Here is an 18,617-nt window from a genome sequence, read left to right on the forward strand (position 1 = left end):
GTGCCGTTCAGAACCGCTCGGGGCGGACGAGGGCGTAGGTGAGGTAACCGAGCAGACCGAGGGTCACGAGCGCGCCGAGGGTCAGGTCGAGGGTCATGGCAAAGGTCATTGGGCGCCTCGTCAGAGGCGGTCGCAGAGGACGGCGTAGCCTTCGCTGAGGGCGAAGAAGGCCAGTCCCGCGGCGATGAAGATGAGGTCGAGCATGACGGGTCCGTTTCGGTTCTGCGGGCGGTCGGCGGCCATGCCGCGACCGATCCCGGCCGACCCGGAATGTGGGCGGGAACCGCGTTAGGGTTCGAGATGGAGAGGCGGGCGATCTTATTAGGATCGCATGAGGATCGGCGGGGTGGGGCCGTGCCTTCATCGGGCCCGCAGGCCGCGGATGGCCCGCTCTCCCGTGCGGGCCGTCGGGTTCACCCATCGCTGCCGGAGGGGGCCAAGGTTAACCGCGGGCGCGTCTCCCCCCACCCTCTGCGGGGGGTCTGCGCCGTCGCTCCCCACTTGCGGGATTTCGTCCCGGTGGCCCCAAGGGCATCCTTCCCCGCAAAGGGGGAGGGGGCGTGCCCCCTTCGGAACCACTTCTCTCCCGGTGCAGAATCATCCGGCCCGCGTTCTGTGAAGCCGCGTGTTTGCAGGGAGAGGGGACGCGCGCTGGGCGGTCCGCCCGAGCCAAGCCGCTGCCCCCGAGCCGGCAAAAGCTGCCGCGTGGCGAATCCTGCCGGCCCACCGCCCGTCTCAATCGTTGAAATCACAGGCAAATATCTGGACCGCGGCGTGCATCGTCCCGAGAAAGGATTTCACGAGGACGTATTATGTCGGTCGGTTCGGTCACGAGCAGCAGCCTCCAGCGGGACCTCATCAGCGCCCTGCGTCAGACGCGCGGTGCGTCGGCCCAGCAGACCGACGCGAGCGCGTTCGCGGTGCCGAGCGACGGCGCGAGCCCGTCAGCCGGCACGGCGGCCACGACCGCTTCCGGCAGCACGGCGTCCAGCCCGGGGCTGTCGAACGACCTGATGGCGTCGCTGCTGAAGGTGCAGTCCGACTTCAGCCAGATCAGCGCGCAGGGCGGCTTCGCGGCACCCACGTCCGCGCAGAGCATCACCGAGGCATCGAGCGACGGTTCGGATGGAGGCCAAAGCCAGGGCGATGCCGCGCCAGCCCATCGCCATCACGGGCATCATGCCCGCGCCGCCGGCCCCGATGGCTCCGGCTCCGCGGCGTCCAGCAGCGCCGCGGTCGCGGCGAATTCCGGTGCGGCGACAGGCGAGACCGATGCGTCCGGCGGAATCCAGGATGGCCTGCAGGCTTTGCTGCAGCAGGTGACGAAGGCGATTGCCGCCTACACCGCAGCCGGGCCGGTCGGCCTCGCGGCCTCCGCCCTCTCGACCACGTCGAAGACCTGATCGGACGGGCCGCGCGCTCCGTGACGTCCCCGGTCTGGATCGCAAACCGGAGACGACGCAAGCATCGCCTCGAAGCGGAGCGGCAGTTCGCCAAGACGCCTCCCCGGGACGATCGATACCGCATCGCAGCAGCGGGGATGCGGCATCCGGGATGGTGAACTAGGTTTCAGGCATCGTCGGCCGGCCCGGAGATCGCCATGCCTCTCACCGTTCCCGTCATCCTCGGCAGCGTCCGCACCGACCGCATCGGCATCCGTGCGGCAAGGTTCCTGATCGCCCGGCTCGAAGCGCGCGGCCACAGCGCCCCGCTGGTCGATCCCGCCGAACTCAAGCTCCCGCTGCTCGACCGGATGTACAAGGAATATCCAGCCGGCACCGCCCCGGAGCCGTTGGAGCGTCTCGCCACCCTCTATCGCCAAGCGGACGCCCTCCTGATGGTCTCGGCCGAGTACAATCACGGCGTTCCGCCGGCTCTCTCGAACACTCTCGACCACTTCCTCGAAGAGTATTACTGGCGGCCGTCGGCGATCTGCTGCTACTCGGCCGGACAGTTCGGTGGAGTCCGGGCGGCGATGCCGCTCCGCGCCATGCTCGCCGAGTTGGGAATGCCCAGCATTCCATCGCTGCTGCCGATCCCGCGACTGCAGAAGGTGATCGGGGAGGACGGGACGCCGGCGGATGACTGGATCGAGAAGGCGGCCGGACGGTTCCTCGACGAGTTGGAATGGTATGCCGAGGCCCTGCATGCGCGGCGTCTGCGCGGGACTCCTTACTGAACGTCCATCGCGCAATACGCGGCCTTCGAAGGTCGTCGCGCGACCTACACAAATCCGAAAATCCGGTCCGAACACAGGTGGCCTGTTCCTGTAGCGAACGGGTCATCTCCGCGGGCTCGCATCCGACAGGACGGGGCCCGAACCGGCCGGGCACCAAAGCCATCGGCCCCCGTTCGCCATTGACTTTCTGCGGGGCGAATGCGCCGAGCGCCCAAAGATCTTAGGGACGAATCCTTCTCATAAGCCTATTTTTTCGTCTTTGACTGATAAGATATCGATCAATCGACAATATCAAATTCGACCCTGAAGCGATCGTGTCCCGCACTGATCGATTCTCGAAAAGAGGAACTGTATTTCGCTGTTGCAAAAAGGTGGCTGCGCGGTTCGGGAAAATGTGAGATCTTCTTTCTGTTCCCAGTCGCGGACTTGGCCCAATGAAACTCGACGAGAGGGCGCTCCTTCAGGAGCGCGTGCGAACGCTTGTCCTGCGTCATGCCCTAGAGGCGGCGCTCGAGCGTCTGGCAGCGGCGACCCGCGAGGCTGGAAAAGAGGCGACGGCTGAATTCCAGAGCCTGGAACACTCGCTGCTCTCGGCGGCCCGCAGCCTCGCGGATCGTGCCAGCGCCCAGAAGCTGGCCGTGCTGGTCGCGGTGGAGGATGCCAGCGCGACGGTGCGGAGTGCGTTCGACAACGCCCACAGCCGCCTCGACGCCCGTCAGACGGACGTGCTCTCCGCGGCTGCGCCCCTGAACGTGGTCGCTGCGTAAGCAGGACTGCGCGAGCGCCGATCCAGACGGCAAGTCGCTTCCAAGACGCCTGATCGTCGCGACGTCTACCAGGACACCAAGTCCCGCACGGCGACGCTGCGTGCGTGGTCGGAAGCAGGGGAGAGCGGGCGCAGTCGTGTGGCGCGCCCGCCCCGGAATGCTTGCGCCCGCGGCGCTGGCCTTACCGGCGGACGCTCACTGCTTGGCGCGGTTGATGATCGCCCAGAGCGCTTGAGCCACCGGCTCCGACACGGTGCGGCGGTACTTGCGGTGAACGAGCTGGCCGTTGTGGAATACGTCCTGCTCGACGTAGAGCCGCTCGCCATCCCACCGGACGATGTTGTCGGATTCGATGGTCTCCTCGACGCCGAGATCCCCACGCAGGATCGTGTTGCCAGTCTGGGTCAGCATACGCGCGTCCTCGTTCACGCTGTTGGTTCGGCGCAGGGGAGCATCGTCGCGGCGCGCGCGGCGAAGTCCCCGCATCGGGCTACCATAGGAGGGCACCGCGATACGCGCCAGCGATGCCGCCGACGCAAACGGATGACCGTCACCGTAGGGATGAACGTCGCGCACGGGACGCAGCCAGGGCACGCAGGTGATCGTGTGCGCGCCCGTGACGCCGCATGTGCGCTTCGGCACGCCGGATCGGGCGGTTGAGTGCAATGCTTTCGGCACGCGTCAGGGCTGCACTCAGGTCTCCGCCTGAGTCGTCAACGTCGCGGCGGAGGCGCACATGCTCGCTCGCCCGTTCCGATACGTCGCCCCGGTGCTTGCAGGGCTCAGCCTGATCGCGCTGCGGCTCGCCAGCCCGTTCCTGACGCCGGCTCCGCCGCCCGGCGCCGCCGAGGACCGGCGGGTCGTCTTCCGGCACTACCTCTGACGCATCGACCCGGCGGGCGGGAGCCGGCCGCGGGTTCAGCCGCGCCGGTCGAGCACCACGCGCGGCACCGTGCAGGCGGGCAGGGCCGAGGGACCGAGGACGATGTCGCCCTGCTGCGGGTTGTTGACCGTGAACGGGGCGGTCTCCTGCGTCCCGAAGAAGCCCCGGCCGAGCTGCGTCGCGAAGAACTCGTCGCTGCCGAACCGGACGAAGCAGCGATCGAGCACGGCCTCGTAATCGAAGGTCGCCTGGGTGACCGGGCTGCCCCCGGCCTCCGGAAGCCCGCAATACGCCGAGATCGCAATCTGGCCGGGCCGCGACAGCCGCACCGGCAGGGACCGGCCCGGCAGCAGGGTCGCGGGCGGTGAGCCGTCCTGGCGGGCGACCAGCACGTAGGTCGAGCGGTTGTAGATCCGGCGCAGGCAATCGGCGGACGCATCGGAGACGGTCACCACCAGTCCGACCAGACCGAGCGCGACGCCGGTCAATCCGCATCCAATACGCTTCGTCACCGCACATCCTCCGCCGATCGGCCGATCCATCAGCAACGCGGCCGGGCGTGACTTGAACAACGCCCGGCATCGCCGCGCAAGGCGAACGCGGCAACAGCGGCCGCGTTCGATGCGGCCGGCGCAATATCGGCTTGGCGCGAAATCGGCTTGGGATGAAATCGGCTTGGGTTCAGCGGCGCTCGTAGAGCAGGCGCGCCCGGATCGTGCCCGGGATGGCGCGGATCTCGGTGAGCAGCGTCTCGGCGTCGGCATTGGTGGCGTCGGTCTCCAGCACCACGTAGCCGACCTCGCCGTCGGTCTGGTAGAACTGCGCGGCGATGTTCACGTGGCTGCGGGAGAACACGTCGTTCAGGCGGCCGAGCATACCCGGAAGGTTGCGCTGCACGTGGATGAACCGGGTGCCGGTCGGCCGGGCCGGAAGCTGGACCTGCGGGAAGTTCACCGCCCCCACCGTCGAGCCGATATCGGAGTAATCCACCAGCTTACGGGCGACCTCGGCGCCGATGCGCTCCTGGGCCTCCTCGGTCGATCCGCCGATATGGGGCGTGAGGATCACGTTCTCGATGCCCTGCAGCGGGCTGTCGAAGGTTTCCGTGTTGGAGCCGGGCTCCACCGGGAACACGTCGATGGCCGCGCCTTTGAGATGGCCGTCGCGCAGGGCCGCCGCGAGGGCGTCGAGGTCGACCACGGTACCGCGGGCGTTGTTGATCAGGAAGGCGCCGGGTTTCATCGCCCGGATCTCGGCCGCGCCGATCATGTTGGCGGTCGCCTCCGTCTCGGGCACGTGGAGCGAGATCACGTCGCACTGGGCGAGCAGATCGTGCAGCGTCTTGGTCGGCTCGGTGTTGCCGTGGCGCAGCTTGTCGGTGTGGTCGTAGAACAGTACCCGCATGCCCATCGCCTCGGCGAGCGTCGAGAGCTGCGTGCCGATATTGCCGTAGCCGACGATGCCCAGCGTCTTGCCGCGAACCTCCAGCGAGCCCACCGCCGACTTGTCCCAGCGGCCGGCATGGGCGCCGACGGAGCGCGGCACGATCCGGCGCAGGAGCATCACGATCTCGCCGATCGTCAGCTCCGCCACCGAGCGGGTGTTGGAGAACGGCGCGTTGAACACCGGGATGCCGCGATGGCGCGCGGCCTCCAGTTCGACCTGATTGGTGCCGACCGAGAAGCAGCCCACCGCCAGCAGCCGGTCCGCGACCTCGAAGGCCGCCGCGTCGAGCTGCGTGCGCGAGCGGATGCCCACCATGTGCACGCCCTGGAGGGCCTGGTGCAGCGCCTCGCGGTCCAGCGCCTTCGGCAGCCGGGTGAGGTTGGTGTAGCCGGCCGCCTGCATCAGCGCGACGGCGCTGTCGTTGATGCCTTCGAGCAGCAGGATCCGGATCTTGTCCTTGGGCAGGGAGAGCTTGTCGAGCGTCATAGGCATCGTTCGTCCGGCGGCGGTACGGTCGCGCGCCGCAGCGCCGGGGCCGATCCGCAGATCTGCATCGCGGGCAGCGTTACGGTTCTGCCCTGTGCGACGCAACATGGTGCCGGGCACGGCAGGTCTGCGCCGCGGATGTGCATCCGGAGCAGACCACCCGGACGGACGGCATCGCGTGCTGCATATTCAAGCACCGTCGATGGACGACAACAGTCGAGCGAACGAAACCACTGACAGATCGACGTGCCGAAGGACCCGGCGCCGATGGATTTCGCTGCGTTGTTCGAGGTCTACCGCGCGACGTCTATCTGGAAGGCCCCGAGGGCGGCCGCCGGTACATGTACGACGCCCGGCCGACCAGCCGCGGATCGCCCGGATCGTGATGGCCCGGGGCCGCGACGCTACCGATTGAGCGCTGACCCCGTTTCGGGACGGCCTGTCCGGTTCGGTTCGACGCCCATACCGACGCGGTCGAGGAGACCCAGGCGGTCTTGGCGCAGGCGGCCTGACCGGAGCGGTCGCGAGCAGGAAATCCCGCTCGGTTGAAGTCGTTAAGCCGATGCTGTATGGAGCGCGCGTCCTCCCGGATTCCGCTCGCGCGCGCTCATTTTCTGTGCGCCCGCCGCGTCGCCGGCTGGATCGCCCTCGTCATCCGTATCGACGCGTCGGCAAGCCGGATCCCGCGGGACCGGCCGCCTCTCCCTCAAGGTTTCGGGAGCGGCCGCGGCGAACCGGGGGTGCGTGCAACGCGAGCCGCCGACGCAAAGGGCCTCCGATGGGGGCCGTTCAGGAGAGAGAATGACCGCAGGTACCGCTCTGGGGCGTGGCCCGAGCCGCGATGATTTCGCCGCCCTCCTCGAGGAGAGCTTCCTCGAGCACGAGATCACCGAAGGGTCCGTCGTCAAGGGTCGCGTCGTCGCGATCGAGAAGGACGTGGCCGTCATCGACATCGGCGCCAAGACGGAAGGCCGTGTCGCACTCAAGGAATTCACCGGCCCCGGCCGGGAAGGCGAGCTGAAGGTCGGCGACGAGGTCGAGGTCTACGTCGACCGGATCGAGAACGCGCTCGGCGAAGCCGTGATCTCGCGCGACAAGGCGCGCCGCGAGGAGAGCTGGGTCAAGCTCGAGAAGTCGTTCGAGAACAACGACCGCGTCACCGGCACGATCTTCAACCAGGTCAAGGGCGGCTACACCGTCGACCTCGACGGCGCCGTGGCGTTCCTGCCGCGCTCGCAGGTCGACATCCGTCCGGTTCGCGACGTCACCCCGCTGCTCGGCACCCCGCAGCCGTTCCAGATCCTCAAGATGGATCGCCGCCGCGGCAACATCGTCGTGTCGCGCCGCACCGTGCTCGAAGAGAGCCGCGCCGAGCAGCGCTCGGAGCTGGTGGCCAACCTCGAGGAAGGTCAGGTCATCGACGGCGTCGTCAAGAACATCACCGAGTACGGCGCCTTCGTCGATCTCGGCGGCATCGACGGCCTGCTCCACGTCACCGACATGGCGTGGCGCCGCGTGAACCATCCGTCCGAGGTCGTGACCATCGGCCAGACGGTCAAGGTCAAGATCATCAAGATCAACCACGAGACGCACCGGATCTCGCTCGGTATCAAGCAGCTGCTCGCCGATCCGTGGGAGGGCATCGCCGCCCGCTACCCGGAGGGCGCCAAGCTCAAGGGCCGCGTGACCAACATCACCGATTACGGCGCCTTCGTGGAGCTGGAGCCGGGGATCGAGGGTCTGATCCACGTCTCCGAGATGAGCTGGACCAAGAAAAACGTCCATCCGGGCAAGATCGTCTCCACCTCTCAGGAGGTCGAGGTCCAGATCCTGGAAGTCGATCCGGTCAAGCGCCGCATCTCGCTGGGCCTCAAGCAGACCCTGCAGAACCCCTGGGAGGCCTTCTCCGAGAAGCACCCGGTCGGCTCCGAGGTCGAGGGCGAGGTCAAGAACAAGACCGAGTTCGGCCTGTTCATCGGCCTCGAAGGCGATGTCGACGGCATGGTCCACCTGTCGGATCTCGACTGGAACCGTCCCGGCGAGCAGGTCATCGAGGAGTTCAAGAAGGGCGACATGGTCCGCGCCCAGGTTCTCGACGTCGACGTCGAGAAGGAGCGGATCTCGCTGGGCGTGAAGCAGCTCGGCGGTGACCCCTTCGCCGAGGCCGGCGAGATCAAGAAGGGTCAGATCGTCACCTGCGAAGTCGTCGAGGTGAAGGATTCGGGCGTCGAGGTGAAGATCGTCGACACCGACATGACCACCTTCGTCCGCCGCGCCGAACTCGCCCGCGACCGCGGCGACCAGCGGCCCGAGCGTTTCGCCGCCGGCGAGAAGTTCGATGCCCGCGTCGTGCAGTTCGACCGCAAGGCCCACCGCGTCCAGGTCTCGATCAAGGCTCTGGAAGTGGCTGAGGAGAAGGAGGCGATGGCCCAGTTCGGCTCCGCCGATTCCGGTGCCTCGCTGGGCGACATCCTCGGCGCGGCCTTCAAGAAGGCCCGCACCGACGACGAGTGAGACCCGATGGTTTCGCCGCCCGGTTCAACCGGGCGGCGGCTTCGGATCAATAAAAAAGCCTGCGCGGGACACCAGTCCCACGCAGGCTTTTTCATGCCGTCGCCGGCGGCGAAGTCATCATCCAGCTGATCCGCATGGCTCCCAGGCCGCTGGGTCGCGCGACGTGATTGCATCATGATGGAATGCAATCATTACCGTCCGGCGTCGGAGGTTGGGTCGATGCCGGCCATCACGATCCATAACGTTCTCGACGCGGAGCATCGCGCCCTGCGTGCGCGGGCCGCATTGCGCGGTCGCAGCACCGAGGCTGAAATCCGCAGCACCCCCGAACAGGCCGCTAAGCCCGAGGGCCGCCTGAAGCTCGGATCGCTGCTGGCGTCCATCGCGCGCGACGCCGGCGGGATGACCGAAGCCGAAGCGGAGCACATCGAGGCTTTGTGCCAACGGACACCGGTCGAGCCGATGCGCTTCGAATGATCGTCCTCGATACCAATGTGATCGCGGAACCCTGGAAGTCCCAGCCGGACCACACGGTGATCGCCTGGACCGATGCGCAGATGGTCGAGACTCTCTACCCGTCCACGATCACCGTCGCTGAAGTGCGCTTCGGCTTGGCGACGATGCCGGACGGCAATCAGCGCCGGATTTATCAGGAGCGTCTGGAAGGCAAGGTCCTGCCCGTCTTCTCGGGGCGGATCCTGTCCTTCGATCTGGCCGCCTCCCAGGCGTACGCGGCCCTGATGGCGCGGGCGAGGGCGGCCGGCAGAGGCATCGGCCGGGCGGACGGCTACATCGCCGCCACGGCCGCCGCGCACGGAATGACGGTCGCCGCCCGCTACCTCGGTCCGTTCGAAGCGGCCGGCCCGACCGTCATCAATCCTTGGAAGGGGACGCCGTGAGGCGAAGTCGCCGACAGTTCGCGAGAGGCTTCATGCCCGCACATTTTGCTCAATCGCCCGACGGCTCGGCGTGTCGCGCCGGGCGCTCCACGATTTGATGGCCGAGGGGCAGCCAGCGAAGGCCGCCATGGCGCTGCGCCTCGGCAAGCTGTTCAGGAACGAGACCGCGTTCTGGCAGAACCGGCAGCGGGCCAACGATCTGCGGCGCCTGGAAGCTCAGGTGGCCGAGGAACTCGCCGGGATCCCGACGCTGCTGGCCACCTGACGACGGCCCGGCTTGAGGGTCTGCGGGGTGCCACCGCATTTTCTTCGCGTGGCCCATATCCAGGTCCGCGGAAAATGCTCTAGAACACCGGCCTCGGGCGGCTCCAGCCGCGCGAGGCGAAGGAAACCAAGGACTTGCCCGGTGCGGGACCTCGCCCCCGCACGCCATCTCGGGGCAGGCTAGGGGAAGTGACCGTATGGCAGCCGACGCCGAACTGCTGATCGACCGCCGGCGCCTGCGCCGCAGATTGTCCCTGTGGCGGGTACTCGGGATCGGCGGCCTGATCGTAGCGGTGGGTGCGCTGGGCTACCGGGCCCGGGCCGGGGCCGACGGCGCCTTCGCGGTGCGGCCGCAGATCGCCCGCATCTCGGTTTCGGGCTTCATCGCCGGCAGCGAGTCGACGGCCAAGCTGATGAAGCGGGTCGGCGAGTCCGACGCCGTGAAGGGCGTGATCGTCTCGATCAACTCACCGGGTGGCACCACCACGGGTTCGGAGGAGATCTTCCGCAACCTGCGCGCGCTCGCCGCCAAGAAGCCGATGGTCGCCTTCGTGGACGGCACGGCAGCCTCGGGCGCCTACATCACCGCCATCGCGGCCGATCATATCGTCGCGCGCGAGACCAGCCTGGTCGGTTCCATCGGCGTGCTGTTCCAGTATCCGGACCTCTCGGGCCTGCTCGACAAGGTCGGGGTCAAGGTCGAGTCGGTGAAGTCTTCGCCGCTCAAGGCAGAGCCGTCGGGCTTCACGCCGACGACCCCGGAGGCCCGCGCAGCTCTGGCCGCCGTGGTCGGCGACACCTACGCTTGGTTCAAGAACCTGGTGGCCGAGCGCCGGGGCATGGATGCCGGCCAGCTCGCCGTGGTCTCGGACGGGCGGGTCTTCAGCGGCCGCCAGAGCGTGCCCCTGAAGCTGGTGGACGAGCTGGGCGGCGAGCGGCAGGCCGTCGTCTGGCTCGAGAACGACAAGGGCGTCCCCAAGGACCTGCCGATCAAGGATTGGAAGCCCAGCAAGGAGAGTGACTTTTCCCTCTGGTCGGCCGCCGGCATCGGCGCGGACCTGCTCGGCCTCGACGGTCTCGCCGGACGGCTCCGCGTCGCCGGCGCCCAGGCCGAGACCGCCGGCGGCGGCCTCTTGGTCCTGTGGCGCCCGGAGCCCTGAGCGCCGCCGGACAAGGCCGTCCAGTCGCCCGCCCCGATCCCCCGAGAAGACCAGACGCCATGATCAAGTCGGAGCTCGTCCTCAAGATCGCCGAGCAGAACCCGCATCTCTACCAGCGCGACGTCGAGATCCTGGTCAACGCGATCCTCGACACCATCTCGGATGCGCTGGCCCGGGGCGACCGGGTGGAGCTGCGCGGCTTCGGCGCCTTCTCGGTCAAGCGTCGAGAAGCGCGGCGGGGACGCAACCCGCGCACAGGCGCAGCCGTTGCCGTGTCCGAGAAGGCGATTCCCGTGTTCAAGACCGGGAAGGAGATGCGCCAGCGTCTCAACGCCGCCGGCATCGGCGAGAGTGCGTCGGCCGCCGAGTAGGAAGAGGTCTGTGAGCACGATGATCCGTTTCCTGAAGAGCCTCGTGCTGCTGCCGATCGCGGCCTTGGTGATCCTGCTGGCGGTCGCCAACCGGGCGCCGGTGCTGCTCTCGTTCGATCCGTTCAACGCGGAGGCGCCCGTCTTCAGCGTGAACCTGCCGCTCTACGCGATCCTGTTCGGCGCCGTGGCGTTGGGCATCGTGGTCGGCGGGGTCTTCACGTGGCTCGGCCAGGGCAAGACCCGCGCGAACGTGCGCCACCACCGCCGCGAGGCGACCCGGTACGAGCGTGAGGCGAACCGGCTGCGCGCCTACGCCCCGGATAGCGAGACGCAAAACGGCGCCTACACGGTCCCCAATACGGGCCGTACCGCCCTGCCGGCGCCACGCTGAGCGGAAGCGTTCAGGAGGCGGACCGCGCCGCGGCCAGGAAGGCCGCGATCTTGTCCGGATCCTTCTGCCCGGGCGCCGATTCGACGCCCGACGACACGTCAACGGCACCGAGGCCGGTTCGGGCCAGTGCATCCCGGACATTGCCGGCGTCCAGTCCCCCGGACAGCATGGTCCCGTCGGGCAGATCGGCCCCCTCCAGGATCGTCCAGTCGAATCGGTGTCCGTTGCCCCCGGGGAGCGCGGCGTCCGGCGCCGGCTTGGCATCGAGCAGGATCCGGTCGGCCACGCCGGCATAGGCCGCGATCGGCGCCAGGTCGGCCCGGGTCGCGACGCCGATCGCCTTCATCACCGGCCGGCCGGCGAGCGCCCGGATCGCCGCCACCCGCTCCGGACTCCCGCGACCGTGCAGCTGGATCAGATCCGGATCGACGGCCTCGACCGCAGCCCGCACGAGGGTGTCGTCCGGATCGACGAGAAGGATCACGCGGTGGGCCCGGCCGCGGGCTTGCGCCGATAAACGCGAAGCCTGCGCGAAGTCTACGTGGCGGGGACTGCGAAGAAAGTGGACGAGTCCGATCCAATCCGCGCCAGCCTTCAGCGCAACGTCGAGGGTAGCTGGCGTGCTGAGCCCGCAGATCTTGACGCGGGCCGGTGAAATCGGAGCGGACATGGGCGTTGTATAGCCGATCTAGTACAGGGTCGGCAGGGAGACGTTCGGGATCGGGAACCCACTGAACACCACCCGCCCGTTGACGAGCTTCAACGGCGGCAGAGCCTTGAGCGGCGCGGACTCGCCCTGCGCCTCGCCCGGCTCAGGCCGCCGGCCCAGGCCCAGGAGGCCGCCCACGAGCTGGCCGACCAGCGCGCCCTTCTCCGAACCGAAGCGCTGGCCCACCACACTGCCCACCAGGGCATCGACGCCGGCCGCCCGCAGGTCGAGCTGTCCGACGGGGCGGTGCGCGTCGTCGAGGGCGAGCGTGCCCTTCGCCTGGACGCGCTGGGCGCCCTTGGCCAACGAGAGCGCCGTCAGGTCGAGGGTGCCGCCGGCCTGGCGCCAGCGCTCGAGTTCCCGCGGCACCGGCCCGGTGCGCAGCACCGTCGCCTGGGTCAGCGTCGCATCGAGCGACAGGTCGGCGGGGGCCGGGTTGCCGGTGAGCGCGTCGAGCTGCGGTACGGCGGCCTGGGCGAGCCGCAGGCTCACGTCGACCGCGCCTTCGGAGTCGAAGCGGCCGGGGGTCGGCCGCGCATGCAGTTCGAGGTGCTGGCCCGATACCGCGATCGGGCCCGGATCGGCACCGGTGACCGTGACGTTCGGGCTATCCACCACCAACGAGGCACGGGTGAAGCCGTCCGATGCTCCATGGACGCTGCCCTGAAGCTTGCTCCAGGCAGCATCGCCGGTCAGCGCACCCTGCTCGACATGGAACGGCCCGGCGCTCTCGAACAGGACCAGGCGCGGCTGGTAGACCTGCGCGACCGCGGTCGAGGGACCGAGGCGGAACCGGCCGTCCGACCGCTCCAGCGTGACCGCGTTGCAGCGCAGCTCGATCCGGAACGGGTAACCGGTGAGGGATCGGTCGGCGCAGGTCCAGGTGCGCCCTGCCGCCGCCTCGCGGGTCATCCAGCCGTCGATCTCCGTCGCCGCGCGTCCCCGCAGCCAGAACCAGCCAACCGACCACGCGACGACGATCAGGGCGAGCAGGACGTAGGGCAGGAACAATCTGAGCCGGAACCGTCGTGCGGTTCGTGTCAGGGAAGCCTGCGCCGCACCGTCCGGCCGCGTCCGATCCTGCGTCATGCGTCCTGTTTCCCGTCTCCGCACCGCTCAGAGGGCTTGCAGGCTCCGCCTTGAAGCCATGCACGGGGCAAAACTGGGGCAGCGCCGGCATCGATCGACCAGTCGACCACCGATCCGCCGCGGGGAATGCCGCTTCCGGGGCAGATCCCGCTTCAGACTTGGGCCGGCTCGATCGTGTCGAACCGCAGGTCGCTGACGATCGCCGCCCGCTCGGCTTCACCCTCGGCGAGGCGATGCACGTGCAGCTCGGTGGCGCCGCTTCTCCGAACCCGGTCGAGCCAGGTCCTCCGGAGGTGGTCGCGCGGGCTCTCGTTGGAGGTCGCCACCGAGACCATCTCGGCGATGCCAGTATCGTCGCGACGCACCGCGATCACGACCGCCTCCGCCATCTCGTCGAGGTCGAAGGCACCGGCCGAATGGATCCCGACCACGTAGCGACGGCCGGAATGCCCGCGCCATGCCGAGAGCGGAAGGGCCGGCGTGCCGCGCAGGCCTGCGGTCGTCTTGAGGCGCTCTTCACGCACATCCTGTCTCCGCGTGCGATCGTCCTTCAGGTCGCGTAGCGCGGCCGACCAGGACAGGGCTCTTCTGTTCGCCATTTGTTCCAACCTACCGCGCGATATCCACAGGCGTCAAGCACAACGTTCCTGAGGAGGAATGTGGTATCGGGCGACGTTATCCACAAGCGACGCAGATCGACCGAAGCACCGGCTCAAGGCCGATTGAGCCGGTCCGTCGAGGCCGGGCTCGTCAGCGTCTTTGGGCCGCCGCCGCGGTGTGCCCGGCAGCCGCGGAGGCGGGCTGCTCCGCCCCCATGGTCGATGCCGCGGCGTCTGGCTCCAGGAGGGCGTTCGAGGCGGCCTCCAGCCGCTCTTGGGCGAGGGCCTGGAACTCCGGGCGACCCATGCCCGGCGGGATGGGTTCGAGGAAGTGGATCACGGCGGTTCCGGGCCGGCGGATGAGGCTGTTGCGAGACCAGAACCGGCCCGTGTTCAACGCCACGGGCACGCACGGCACCTTCAGGGCCATGTAGAGGTGCGACAGGCCCTGCTTGTAGGCGGGGGGCGCTCCGACGGCACGGCGGGTGCCTTCGGGGAAGATGATGAGCTGGCGGCCCTCCTGGATCGCCGTGGCGGCAGCCGCATTCATGAGGCTCATCGCCCGGGCGCCCTTGGAGCGGTCGATCGCCACCATGCCACTGCGGGACAGGTACCAGCCGATCAGCGGGATCAGCAGTAGCTCACGCTTCAGGATGTAGGCGAATTCCGGGAACACGGTGCAGAGCGCCAGGGTCTCCAGGGCCGACTGGTGCTTGGCCGCGATCAAAAGCGGCCCCTCCGGGATGTTCTCCAGCCCGCGAAACTCGACCTTCATGCCGGCGACCACGCGCAGCAGCCACAGCGTCAGCCGGCCCCAAAGGCGGGCCAGCCGTAACACAGCGCGGCGGGAGACCAGCGTGGGCAGGCCGCCGAACGCCAGAAGCGTCGTCATGGCGTAGAAGCAGACGTTGAAGGCGAGGGAGCGCAGGGCGAGCATCGGAATCCGCTTCGTGGCGGTCCTCCTCTAGCGCGCAGAGGCGTCAGCGGCCAAGCGCGCCCGGTTAGGCAACCTGCCCCGAACGATCATCCGCCTGCGGCCTGTGCGGGGCGCCGGGAGAACCCTGCGCCGCGTCCTGCAACCAGCCAGTAGACGAGGCCCGCGCTCGCGCCGACGACGAACAGGATCAGCGTCAGGCGCGCTTCTGCGGCGAGAAGCCCCGGATCCGAGCTGTTCGCCGGACGCACGCCGCCGCGGGCGAGCCAGGGGAGGGCGGCGGTCAGCAGTCCGGTTCCGGCGCCGTACCAGAGCAGGCTGCGGCGCCCGAACGCCTCGCCTGCAAACCCGACCACGGCCGGCGGCACGAACAGCACGACGAACAGCGCCTGAGCGAGACCGGCGACCAGGAGAACCAGCGCCTCCGGCGGCAGGCCCGCCGAAAGGTCCGACAGGGCCATGTCGACGCCCGCGAGCGCACCGCCGGTGAGCCAGGCATTCGCGGTCGGATCGATCAGCAGCGCCAGTACGAGGATCCCCGCGCCGGCCGGTACGGCCAGGAGAAGGGCGAAGGCTCCGAGAATCAGGCGGCCGAGGAGGTGCATGGCAAGCTCATACACCGAAGCGTAGGGCCCTCGTAAAAGAAGCCGCGCCCGACCGGTCAGGGTCGGGCGCGGCTGTGGGATGCGCGGCTCTCTCGATCCGACGGCCGGCGGGACGCCTCAGCCGTGGGCGGGGGCAGCCCCGCCGTGGTCACCGTGCGAGGACTTGCCCCGCAGGCGGCCGAGCCAGAGCGAGAAGTGGCGGATCACGACGTAGAAGACCGGGGTGAGGAACAAGCCGAAGAAGGTCGCACCGATCATCCCGAAGAACACCGCGGTGCCCAGGGCCTGGCGCATCTCGGCGCCGGGGCCGGTGGCGATCACCAGCGGCAGGGTGCCGAGGATGAACGCGAAGGCGGTCATCAGGATCGGGCGCAGGCGAAGCCGGCAGGCTTCCACCGCCGCCTCGACCGGGCCCCGGCGCTCACGCAGTTCGATGTCGTGCGCGAACTCGACGATCAGGATCGCGTTCTTGGCCGCGAGGCCGATCAGCACGATCAGGCCGATCTGGGTCAGGATGTTGTTGTCCTGCCCCCGGAACTGCACACCGGCGAGCGCCGCGAGCACGCCGGTTGGCACCACCAGCAGGATCGCCAGCGGCAGGGCCCACGATTCGTACTGCGCGGCCAACACCAGGAAGACGAGGAGCACGCCCAGGGCGAAGACGGCGCCGGCGGTCCCGCTCGCGGCCTTCTGCTGGTAGGCGATCTCGGTCCAGTCGTAGGAATAACCGTCGGGGAGCGCCTTCTTGGCGATCTCCTCCATGGCGGTCAGCGCCTGACCGGTCGAAACGCCGGGCTTGGCCACGCCCTGGATCGGGACCGAGTAGTACAGGTTGAAGCGCTGGACGATCTGCGGACCGGTCACGTCGCGCACCGAGGCGAGGGTACCCATCGGCACCAGTGCCCCCGTCGAGGAGCGCACCTTGATCTGCGAGATGTCCTGGATCGACGAACGATAGGCGGCATCGCCCTGCAGGCGCACCTGGTAGATGCGGCCGAGGGTGTTGAAGTCGTTCACATAGGTGCCGCCAAGATCCGCCTGGACCGACGAGAACACGTTGGCGAGCGGTACGTTCAGCATCCGCGCGATGGTGCGGTCGATGTCGAGGAAGAGCTGCGGCGTCGCGTTGTCGAAGGTCGTGAACACCCGCTGCACGTCCGCGCTCTGGTTCGCCTGGGCGATCACCTCGCCGGCCGCGGCCATAAGCGGCCCGATCTCCGAGGATTGGCGGCTCTCGATCTGCAGCTTGAAACCGCCGCCGTTGCCGAGGCCGCGGACCGGCGGCGGCGGGATCACGATCACCCGGGCTTCCTGGATGTCGGACGTCGCCTTGAGCACCTCGCCGGTGAGCACCGCGGCGCTGCGCCCCTCGCCGGCGCGTTCCTTGGCTCCGGTGAGCGTCAGGAACATCACGCCGGCATTGGTGGTGTTGGTGAAGGTCGCCCCGTCGAAGCCCGCGATGATGACGGCGTTGGCGATGCCTTTGACCGTCCGGGCCTGCTTGGCGGCGCGCAGCATCACGTCCGTGGTGCGGTCAAGCGACGAGCCGGAGGGAAGCTGGACGACGCCTATCAGGTAGCCCTGGTCCTGGTCCGGGATGAAGCCCGTTGGCGTCGTCTGCGCCAGGTGCAGGGTGCCGGCGATCACCGCCGCGTAGACCAGAAGCATCGCCCCGAGCCCGACGATCCCGCCGGTCAAGACACGGATCGAGCGGCCGTAGGCGTTCGACGTGGCGTCGAAGGCGCGGTTGAAGCCGTTGGCGAGCCAGTTCACGAACCGGGTCAGGAAGAACTTCGGCTCCTTGCGCGCGTGATGCGGCACGAGCAGCAGCTTACACAGCGCCGGGGACAGGGTCAGCGAGTTGAACGCGGAGATCAGGGTCGAGGCCGCGATCGTGAGCGCGAACTGCTTGTAGAACTGGCCCGAGATGCCCGGGATGAACGCCGTCGGCACGAACACCGCCGCCAGCACGAGCGCGATGGCGATGACGGCGCCGCCGACCTCGTCCATGGTCTTGTGGGCGGCATCGCCGGGCGAAAGCCCTTCGGCCATGTTGCGCTCGACGTTCTCCACCACGACGATGGCGTCGTCGACTACGATACCGATGGCCAGCACCAGCCCGAACAGGGTCAGGTTGTTGAGCGAGAAGCCGAAAGCCGCCATCGCCGCGAAGGTACCGATGAGGGACACGGGGATCGCGATCACCGGGATCAGCGCCGTGCGCCAGCTCTGCAGGAACACCAGCACCACGATGACCACGAGGCCGACCGCCTCGAACAGGGTCTTGTAGACCTCCTGGATCGACTCCTCGATGAACTCGGTGGGGTTGTAGGCGATGCGGTACTCGACGTCCGGCGGGAAGTTCTTCTTGACGACCTCCATCACCTGCTTGACCGAGCTTGCGGCCTCCAGGGCGTTGGTGCCGGGCCGCTGGAACGCGCCGATGCCGACCGCGGGCGTGTCGTTGAGGTACGAGTTGGTGGTGTAATCCTTCTGGCCCATCTCCACGCGGGCGATGTCCTTGACCCGGACGAGGCGCCCGTCCTGGGCCTTGATGATCACCTCGGCGAATTGTTCAGGCGTCTTGAAGCGCGCCTGAGACTGGACCACGAGCTGGAACGCCTCGCCCTTGGCGGCGGGCGGGCCGTTGAGCTGGCCGGCCGCCACCTGCACGTTCTGCTCCTGCAGGGCCGTGGTGACGTCGGTGACCGAGAGGCCGTAGGCGGCGAGCTTGTTCGGATCGACCCAGATGCGCTCGGCGTACTCGTTACCGCCGAACACCGTGATGTCGCCGACGCCGTCGAGGCGCAGCAGCTCGTCGCGGATGTTCAGGTAGATGTAGTTCGCCAGGTAGTTCTGGTCGTAGGTCTTGTTCGGCGAGAGCAGGTGCACGACCAGCATCAGGTCGGGCGAGGCCTTGCGCACCGTAACGCCGAGGTTGCGCACGTCCGGCGGCAGGCGCGGCTGCGCCACCGAAAGCCGGTTCTGCACCAGCACGTTGGCGATATCGAGGTTGGTGCCGACCTTAAAGGTCACGGTCAGCAGCATGTTGCCGTCGTTGGTCGACAACGACGTCATGTACAGCATGTTGTCGACGCCGTTGACCTCCTGCTCGATCGGCGTCGCGATCGTAGCGGCCACGGTCTCGGCGTTGGCGCCCGGATAGGAGGCGCGCACGGTCACGGTCGGCGGCACGATCTCGGGATATTGCGAGACCGGCAGGCTCTCGTAGGCCACGAAGCCGAGGATCAGGAAGATGATCGACGTGACGGACGCGAAGATCGGCCTGTCGACGAAGAAGTGGGCGAAACGCATCGGTCA

At 68.3% G+C, this 18,617-nt stretch carries 22 protein-coding genes; 11 read left to right on the plus strand and 11 right to left on the minus strand.

The window, feature by feature from the left end; translation table 11 throughout:
• Window positions 1-7: 7 nt before the first annotated feature.
• Both ACYQPG_RS11810 and ACYQPG_RS11815 read right to left on the minus strand, forming a co-directional pair.
• Complete coding sequence (locus ACYQPG_RS11810) at window positions 8-109, minus strand: K(+)-transporting ATPase subunit F (protein WP_210247817.1); 102 nt, start codon at window positions 107-109, stop codon at window positions 8-10.
• Between the two features lie 11 nt (window positions 110-120).
• A complete protein-coding gene (locus tag ACYQPG_RS11815; RefSeq protein WP_281408700.1) occupies window positions 121-243 on the minus strand; it encodes a hypothetical protein in 123 nt (40 codons plus the stop codon).
• Between the two features lie 569 nt (window positions 244-812).
• Here ACYQPG_RS11815 and ACYQPG_RS11820 point away from each other — a divergent pair.
• From ACYQPG_RS11820 to ACYQPG_RS11830, 3 genes are all read left to right on the plus strand, one after another.
• Window positions 813-1,403, plus strand: a complete 591-nt coding sequence (locus ACYQPG_RS11820; protein WP_461231010.1) for a cell wall anchor protein — start codon at window positions 813-815, stop codon at window positions 1,401-1,403.
• 197 nt (window positions 1,404-1,600) lie between these two features.
• The gene (locus ACYQPG_RS11825; RefSeq protein ID WP_419829491.1) at window positions 1,601-2,179 is read left to right on the plus strand and encodes an NADPH-dependent FMN reductase; all 579 of its coding nucleotides are present in this window, start codon (window positions 1,601-1,603) and stop codon (window positions 2,177-2,179) included.
• 470 nt (window positions 2,180-2,649) lie between these two features.
• Entirely contained in the window at window positions 2,650-2,946 is a 297-nt protein-coding gene (locus tag ACYQPG_RS11830) for a hypothetical protein (RefSeq protein WP_246692231.1), read from the plus strand.
• 195 nt (window positions 2,947-3,141) lie between these two features.
• Here ACYQPG_RS11830 and ACYQPG_RS11835 read toward each other — a convergent pair whose 3' ends face one another.
• Window positions 3,142-3,357 carry a hypothetical protein gene (locus ACYQPG_RS11835; protein WP_461231011.1) on the minus strand — a complete coding sequence of 72 codons (216 nt, stop codon included), beginning with the start codon at window positions 3,355-3,357 and terminating at the stop codon, window positions 3,142-3,144.
• A 325-nt stretch (window positions 3,358-3,682) separates the two neighbouring features.
• On the opposite strand from ACYQPG_RS11835, the gene ACYQPG_RS11840 reads away from it, so the two are divergent.
• A complete protein-coding gene (locus ACYQPG_RS11840) occupies window positions 3,683-3,829 on the plus strand; it encodes a hypothetical protein (RefSeq protein ID WP_187193566.1) in 147 nt (48 codons plus the stop codon).
• Window positions 3,830-3,864: 35 nt separating this feature from the next.
• Here ACYQPG_RS11840 and ACYQPG_RS11845 read toward each other — a convergent pair whose 3' ends face one another.
• Window positions 3,865-4,341 (minus strand): hypothetical protein, encoded by a 477-nt coding sequence (locus ACYQPG_RS11845; RefSeq protein ID WP_461231012.1) that lies wholly within the window; start codon window positions 4,339-4,341, stop codon window positions 3,865-3,867.
• 169 nt (window positions 4,342-4,510) lie between these two features.
• Entirely contained in the window at window positions 4,511-5,761 is a 1,251-nt protein-coding gene (gene serA / locus ACYQPG_RS11850) for a phosphoglycerate dehydrogenase (RefSeq protein ID WP_461232460.1), read from the minus strand.
• 801 nt (window positions 5,762-6,562) lie between these two features.
• On the opposite strand from serA, the gene rpsA reads away from it, so the two are divergent.
• From rpsA to ACYQPG_RS11885, 7 genes are all read left to right on the plus strand, one after another.
• Entirely contained in the window at window positions 6,563-8,275 is a 1,713-nt protein-coding gene (gene rpsA / locus ACYQPG_RS11855; RefSeq protein WP_147853718.1) for a 30S ribosomal protein S1, read from the plus strand.
• 219 nt (window positions 8,276-8,494) lie between these two features.
• Window positions 8,495-8,752 (plus strand): FitA-like ribbon-helix-helix domain-containing protein, encoded by a 258-nt coding sequence (locus tag ACYQPG_RS11860; protein ID WP_419829492.1) that lies wholly within the window; start codon window positions 8,495-8,497, stop codon window positions 8,750-8,752.
• The gene (locus ACYQPG_RS11865) at window positions 8,749-9,174 is read left to right on the plus strand and encodes a PIN domain-containing protein (RefSeq protein WP_461231013.1); all 426 of its coding nucleotides are present in this window, start codon (window positions 8,749-8,751) and stop codon (window positions 9,172-9,174) included. The genes ACYQPG_RS11860 and ACYQPG_RS11865 overlap by 4 nt, the downstream gene beginning before the upstream one ends.
• 70 nt (window positions 9,175-9,244) lie before the next feature.
• Entirely contained in the window at window positions 9,245-9,439 is a 195-nt protein-coding gene (locus ACYQPG_RS11870; RefSeq protein WP_461231014.1) for a hypothetical protein, read from the plus strand.
• 196 nt (window positions 9,440-9,635) lie between these two features.
• Window positions 9,636-10,598, plus strand: coding sequence for a signal peptide peptidase SppA (sppA, locus tag ACYQPG_RS11875; RefSeq protein ID WP_147937677.1), 963 nt, complete (start codon window positions 9,636-9,638; stop codon window positions 10,596-10,598).
• Window positions 10,599-10,657: 59 nt separating this feature from the next.
• On the plus strand, window positions 10,658-10,969 hold the full coding sequence (locus ACYQPG_RS11880; protein WP_091785957.1) for an integration host factor subunit beta: 312 nt from the start codon (window positions 10,658-10,660) through the stop codon (window positions 10,967-10,969).
• 19 nt (window positions 10,970-10,988) lie between these two features.
• Complete coding sequence (locus tag ACYQPG_RS11885) at window positions 10,989-11,360, plus strand: LapA family protein (RefSeq protein WP_461232461.1); 372 nt, start codon at window positions 10,989-10,991, stop codon at window positions 11,358-11,360.
• A 10-nt stretch (window positions 11,361-11,370) separates the two neighbouring features.
• On the opposite strand, the gene ACYQPG_RS11890 is transcribed toward ACYQPG_RS11885, so the two are convergent.
• The 6 genes from ACYQPG_RS11890 to ACYQPG_RS11915 all read right to left on the minus strand — a co-directional run bounded on the left by ACYQPG_RS11890 (window position 11,371) and on the right by ACYQPG_RS11915 (window position 18,611).
• Window positions 11,371-12,030 (minus strand): phosphoribosylanthranilate isomerase, encoded by a 660-nt coding sequence (locus tag ACYQPG_RS11890; protein WP_461231015.1) that lies wholly within the window; start codon window positions 12,028-12,030, stop codon window positions 11,371-11,373.
• An 18-nt stretch (window positions 12,031-12,048) separates the two neighbouring features.
• Window positions 12,049-13,158 carry a DUF2125 domain-containing protein gene (locus ACYQPG_RS11895; protein WP_461231016.1) on the minus strand — a complete coding sequence of 370 codons (1,110 nt, stop codon included), beginning with the start codon at window positions 13,156-13,158 and terminating at the stop codon, window positions 12,049-12,051.
• A gap of 152 nt (window positions 13,159-13,310) precedes the next feature.
• Complete coding sequence (locus tag ACYQPG_RS11900) at window positions 13,311-13,757, minus strand: hypothetical protein (RefSeq protein WP_147906077.1); 447 nt, start codon at window positions 13,755-13,757, stop codon at window positions 13,311-13,313.
• 151 nt (window positions 13,758-13,908) lie between these two features.
• On the minus strand, window positions 13,909-14,694 hold the full coding sequence (locus ACYQPG_RS11905) for a lysophospholipid acyltransferase family protein (protein ID WP_147906076.1): 786 nt from the start codon (window positions 14,692-14,694) through the stop codon (window positions 13,909-13,911).
• A gap of 86 nt (window positions 14,695-14,780) precedes the next feature.
• The gene (locus ACYQPG_RS11910) at window positions 14,781-15,296 is read right to left on the minus strand and encodes a hypothetical protein (protein WP_461231017.1); all 516 of its coding nucleotides are present in this window, start codon (window positions 15,294-15,296) and stop codon (window positions 14,781-14,783) included.
• A 117-nt stretch (window positions 15,297-15,413) separates the two neighbouring features.
• Window positions 15,414-18,611 (minus strand): efflux RND transporter permease subunit, encoded by a 3,198-nt coding sequence (locus ACYQPG_RS11915; protein WP_147853723.1) that lies wholly within the window; start codon window positions 18,609-18,611, stop codon window positions 15,414-15,416.
• Between the last annotated feature and the right edge of the window lie 6 nt (window positions 18,612-18,617).

The organism is Methylobacterium sp. CM6246, assembly GCF_054818005.1.

Bases quoted from the DNA above. Each gene is read 5' to 3' on its own strand.
- ACYQPG_RS11810 (WP_210247817.1), bottom strand. From the start codon at position 109: ATGACCTTTGCCATGACCCTCGACCTGACCCTCGGCGCGCTCGTGACC.
- ACYQPG_RS11815 (WP_281408700.1), bottom strand. From the start codon at position 243: ATGGCCGCCGACCGCCCGCAGAACCGAAACGGACCCGTCATGCTCGAC.
- ACYQPG_RS11820 (WP_461231010.1), top strand. From the start codon at position 813: ATGTCGGTCGGTTCGGTCACGAGCAGCAGCCTCCAGCGGGACCTCATC.
- ACYQPG_RS11825 (WP_419829491.1), top strand. From the start codon at position 1,601: ATGCCTCTCACCGTTCCCGTCATCCTCGGCAGCGTCCGCACCGACCGC.
- ACYQPG_RS11835 (WP_461231011.1), bottom strand. From the start codon at position 3,357: ATGCTGACCCAGACTGGCAACACGATCCTGCGTGGGGATCTCGGCGTC.
- ACYQPG_RS11840 (WP_187193566.1), top strand. From the start codon at position 3,683: ATGCTCGCTCGCCCGTTCCGATACGTCGCCCCGGTGCTTGCAGGGCTC.
- serA (WP_461232460.1), bottom strand. From the start codon at position 5,761: ATGACGCTCGACAAGCTCTCCCTGCCCAAGGACAAGATCCGGATCCTG.
- rpsA (WP_147853718.1), top strand. From the start codon at position 6,563: ATGACCGCAGGTACCGCTCTGGGGCGTGGCCCGAGCCGCGATGATTTC.
- ACYQPG_RS11860 (WP_419829492.1), top strand. From the start codon at position 8,495: ATGCCGGCCATCACGATCCATAACGTTCTCGACGCGGAGCATCGCGCC.
- ACYQPG_RS11865 (WP_461231013.1), top strand. From the start codon at position 8,749: ATGATCGTCCTCGATACCAATGTGATCGCGGAACCCTGGAAGTCCCAG.
- sppA (WP_147937677.1), top strand. From the start codon at position 9,636: ATGGCAGCCGACGCCGAACTGCTGATCGACCGCCGGCGCCTGCGCCGC.
- ACYQPG_RS11880 (WP_091785957.1), top strand. From the start codon at position 10,658: ATGATCAAGTCGGAGCTCGTCCTCAAGATCGCCGAGCAGAACCCGCAT.
- ACYQPG_RS11885 (WP_461232461.1), top strand. From the start codon at position 10,989: ATGATCCGTTTCCTGAAGAGCCTCGTGCTGCTGCCGATCGCGGCCTTG.
- ACYQPG_RS11890 (WP_461231015.1), bottom strand. From the start codon at position 12,030: ATGTCCGCTCCGATTTCACCGGCCCGCGTCAAGATCTGCGGGCTCAGC.
- ACYQPG_RS11895 (WP_461231016.1), bottom strand. From the start codon at position 13,158: ATGACGCAGGATCGGACGCGGCCGGACGGTGCGGCGCAGGCTTCCCTG.
- ACYQPG_RS11900 (WP_147906077.1), bottom strand. From the start codon at position 13,757: ATGGCGAACAGAAGAGCCCTGTCCTGGTCGGCCGCGCTACGCGACCTG.
- ACYQPG_RS11905 (WP_147906076.1), bottom strand. From the start codon at position 14,694: ATGCTCGCCCTGCGCTCCCTCGCCTTCAACGTCTGCTTCTACGCCATG.
- ACYQPG_RS11910 (WP_461231017.1), bottom strand. From the start codon at position 15,296: ATGCACCTCCTCGGCCGCCTGATTCTCGGAGCCTTCGCCCTTCTCCTG.
- ACYQPG_RS11915 (WP_147853723.1), bottom strand. From the start codon at position 18,611: ATGCGTTTCGCCCACTTCTTCGTCGACAGGCCGATCTTCGCGTCCGTC.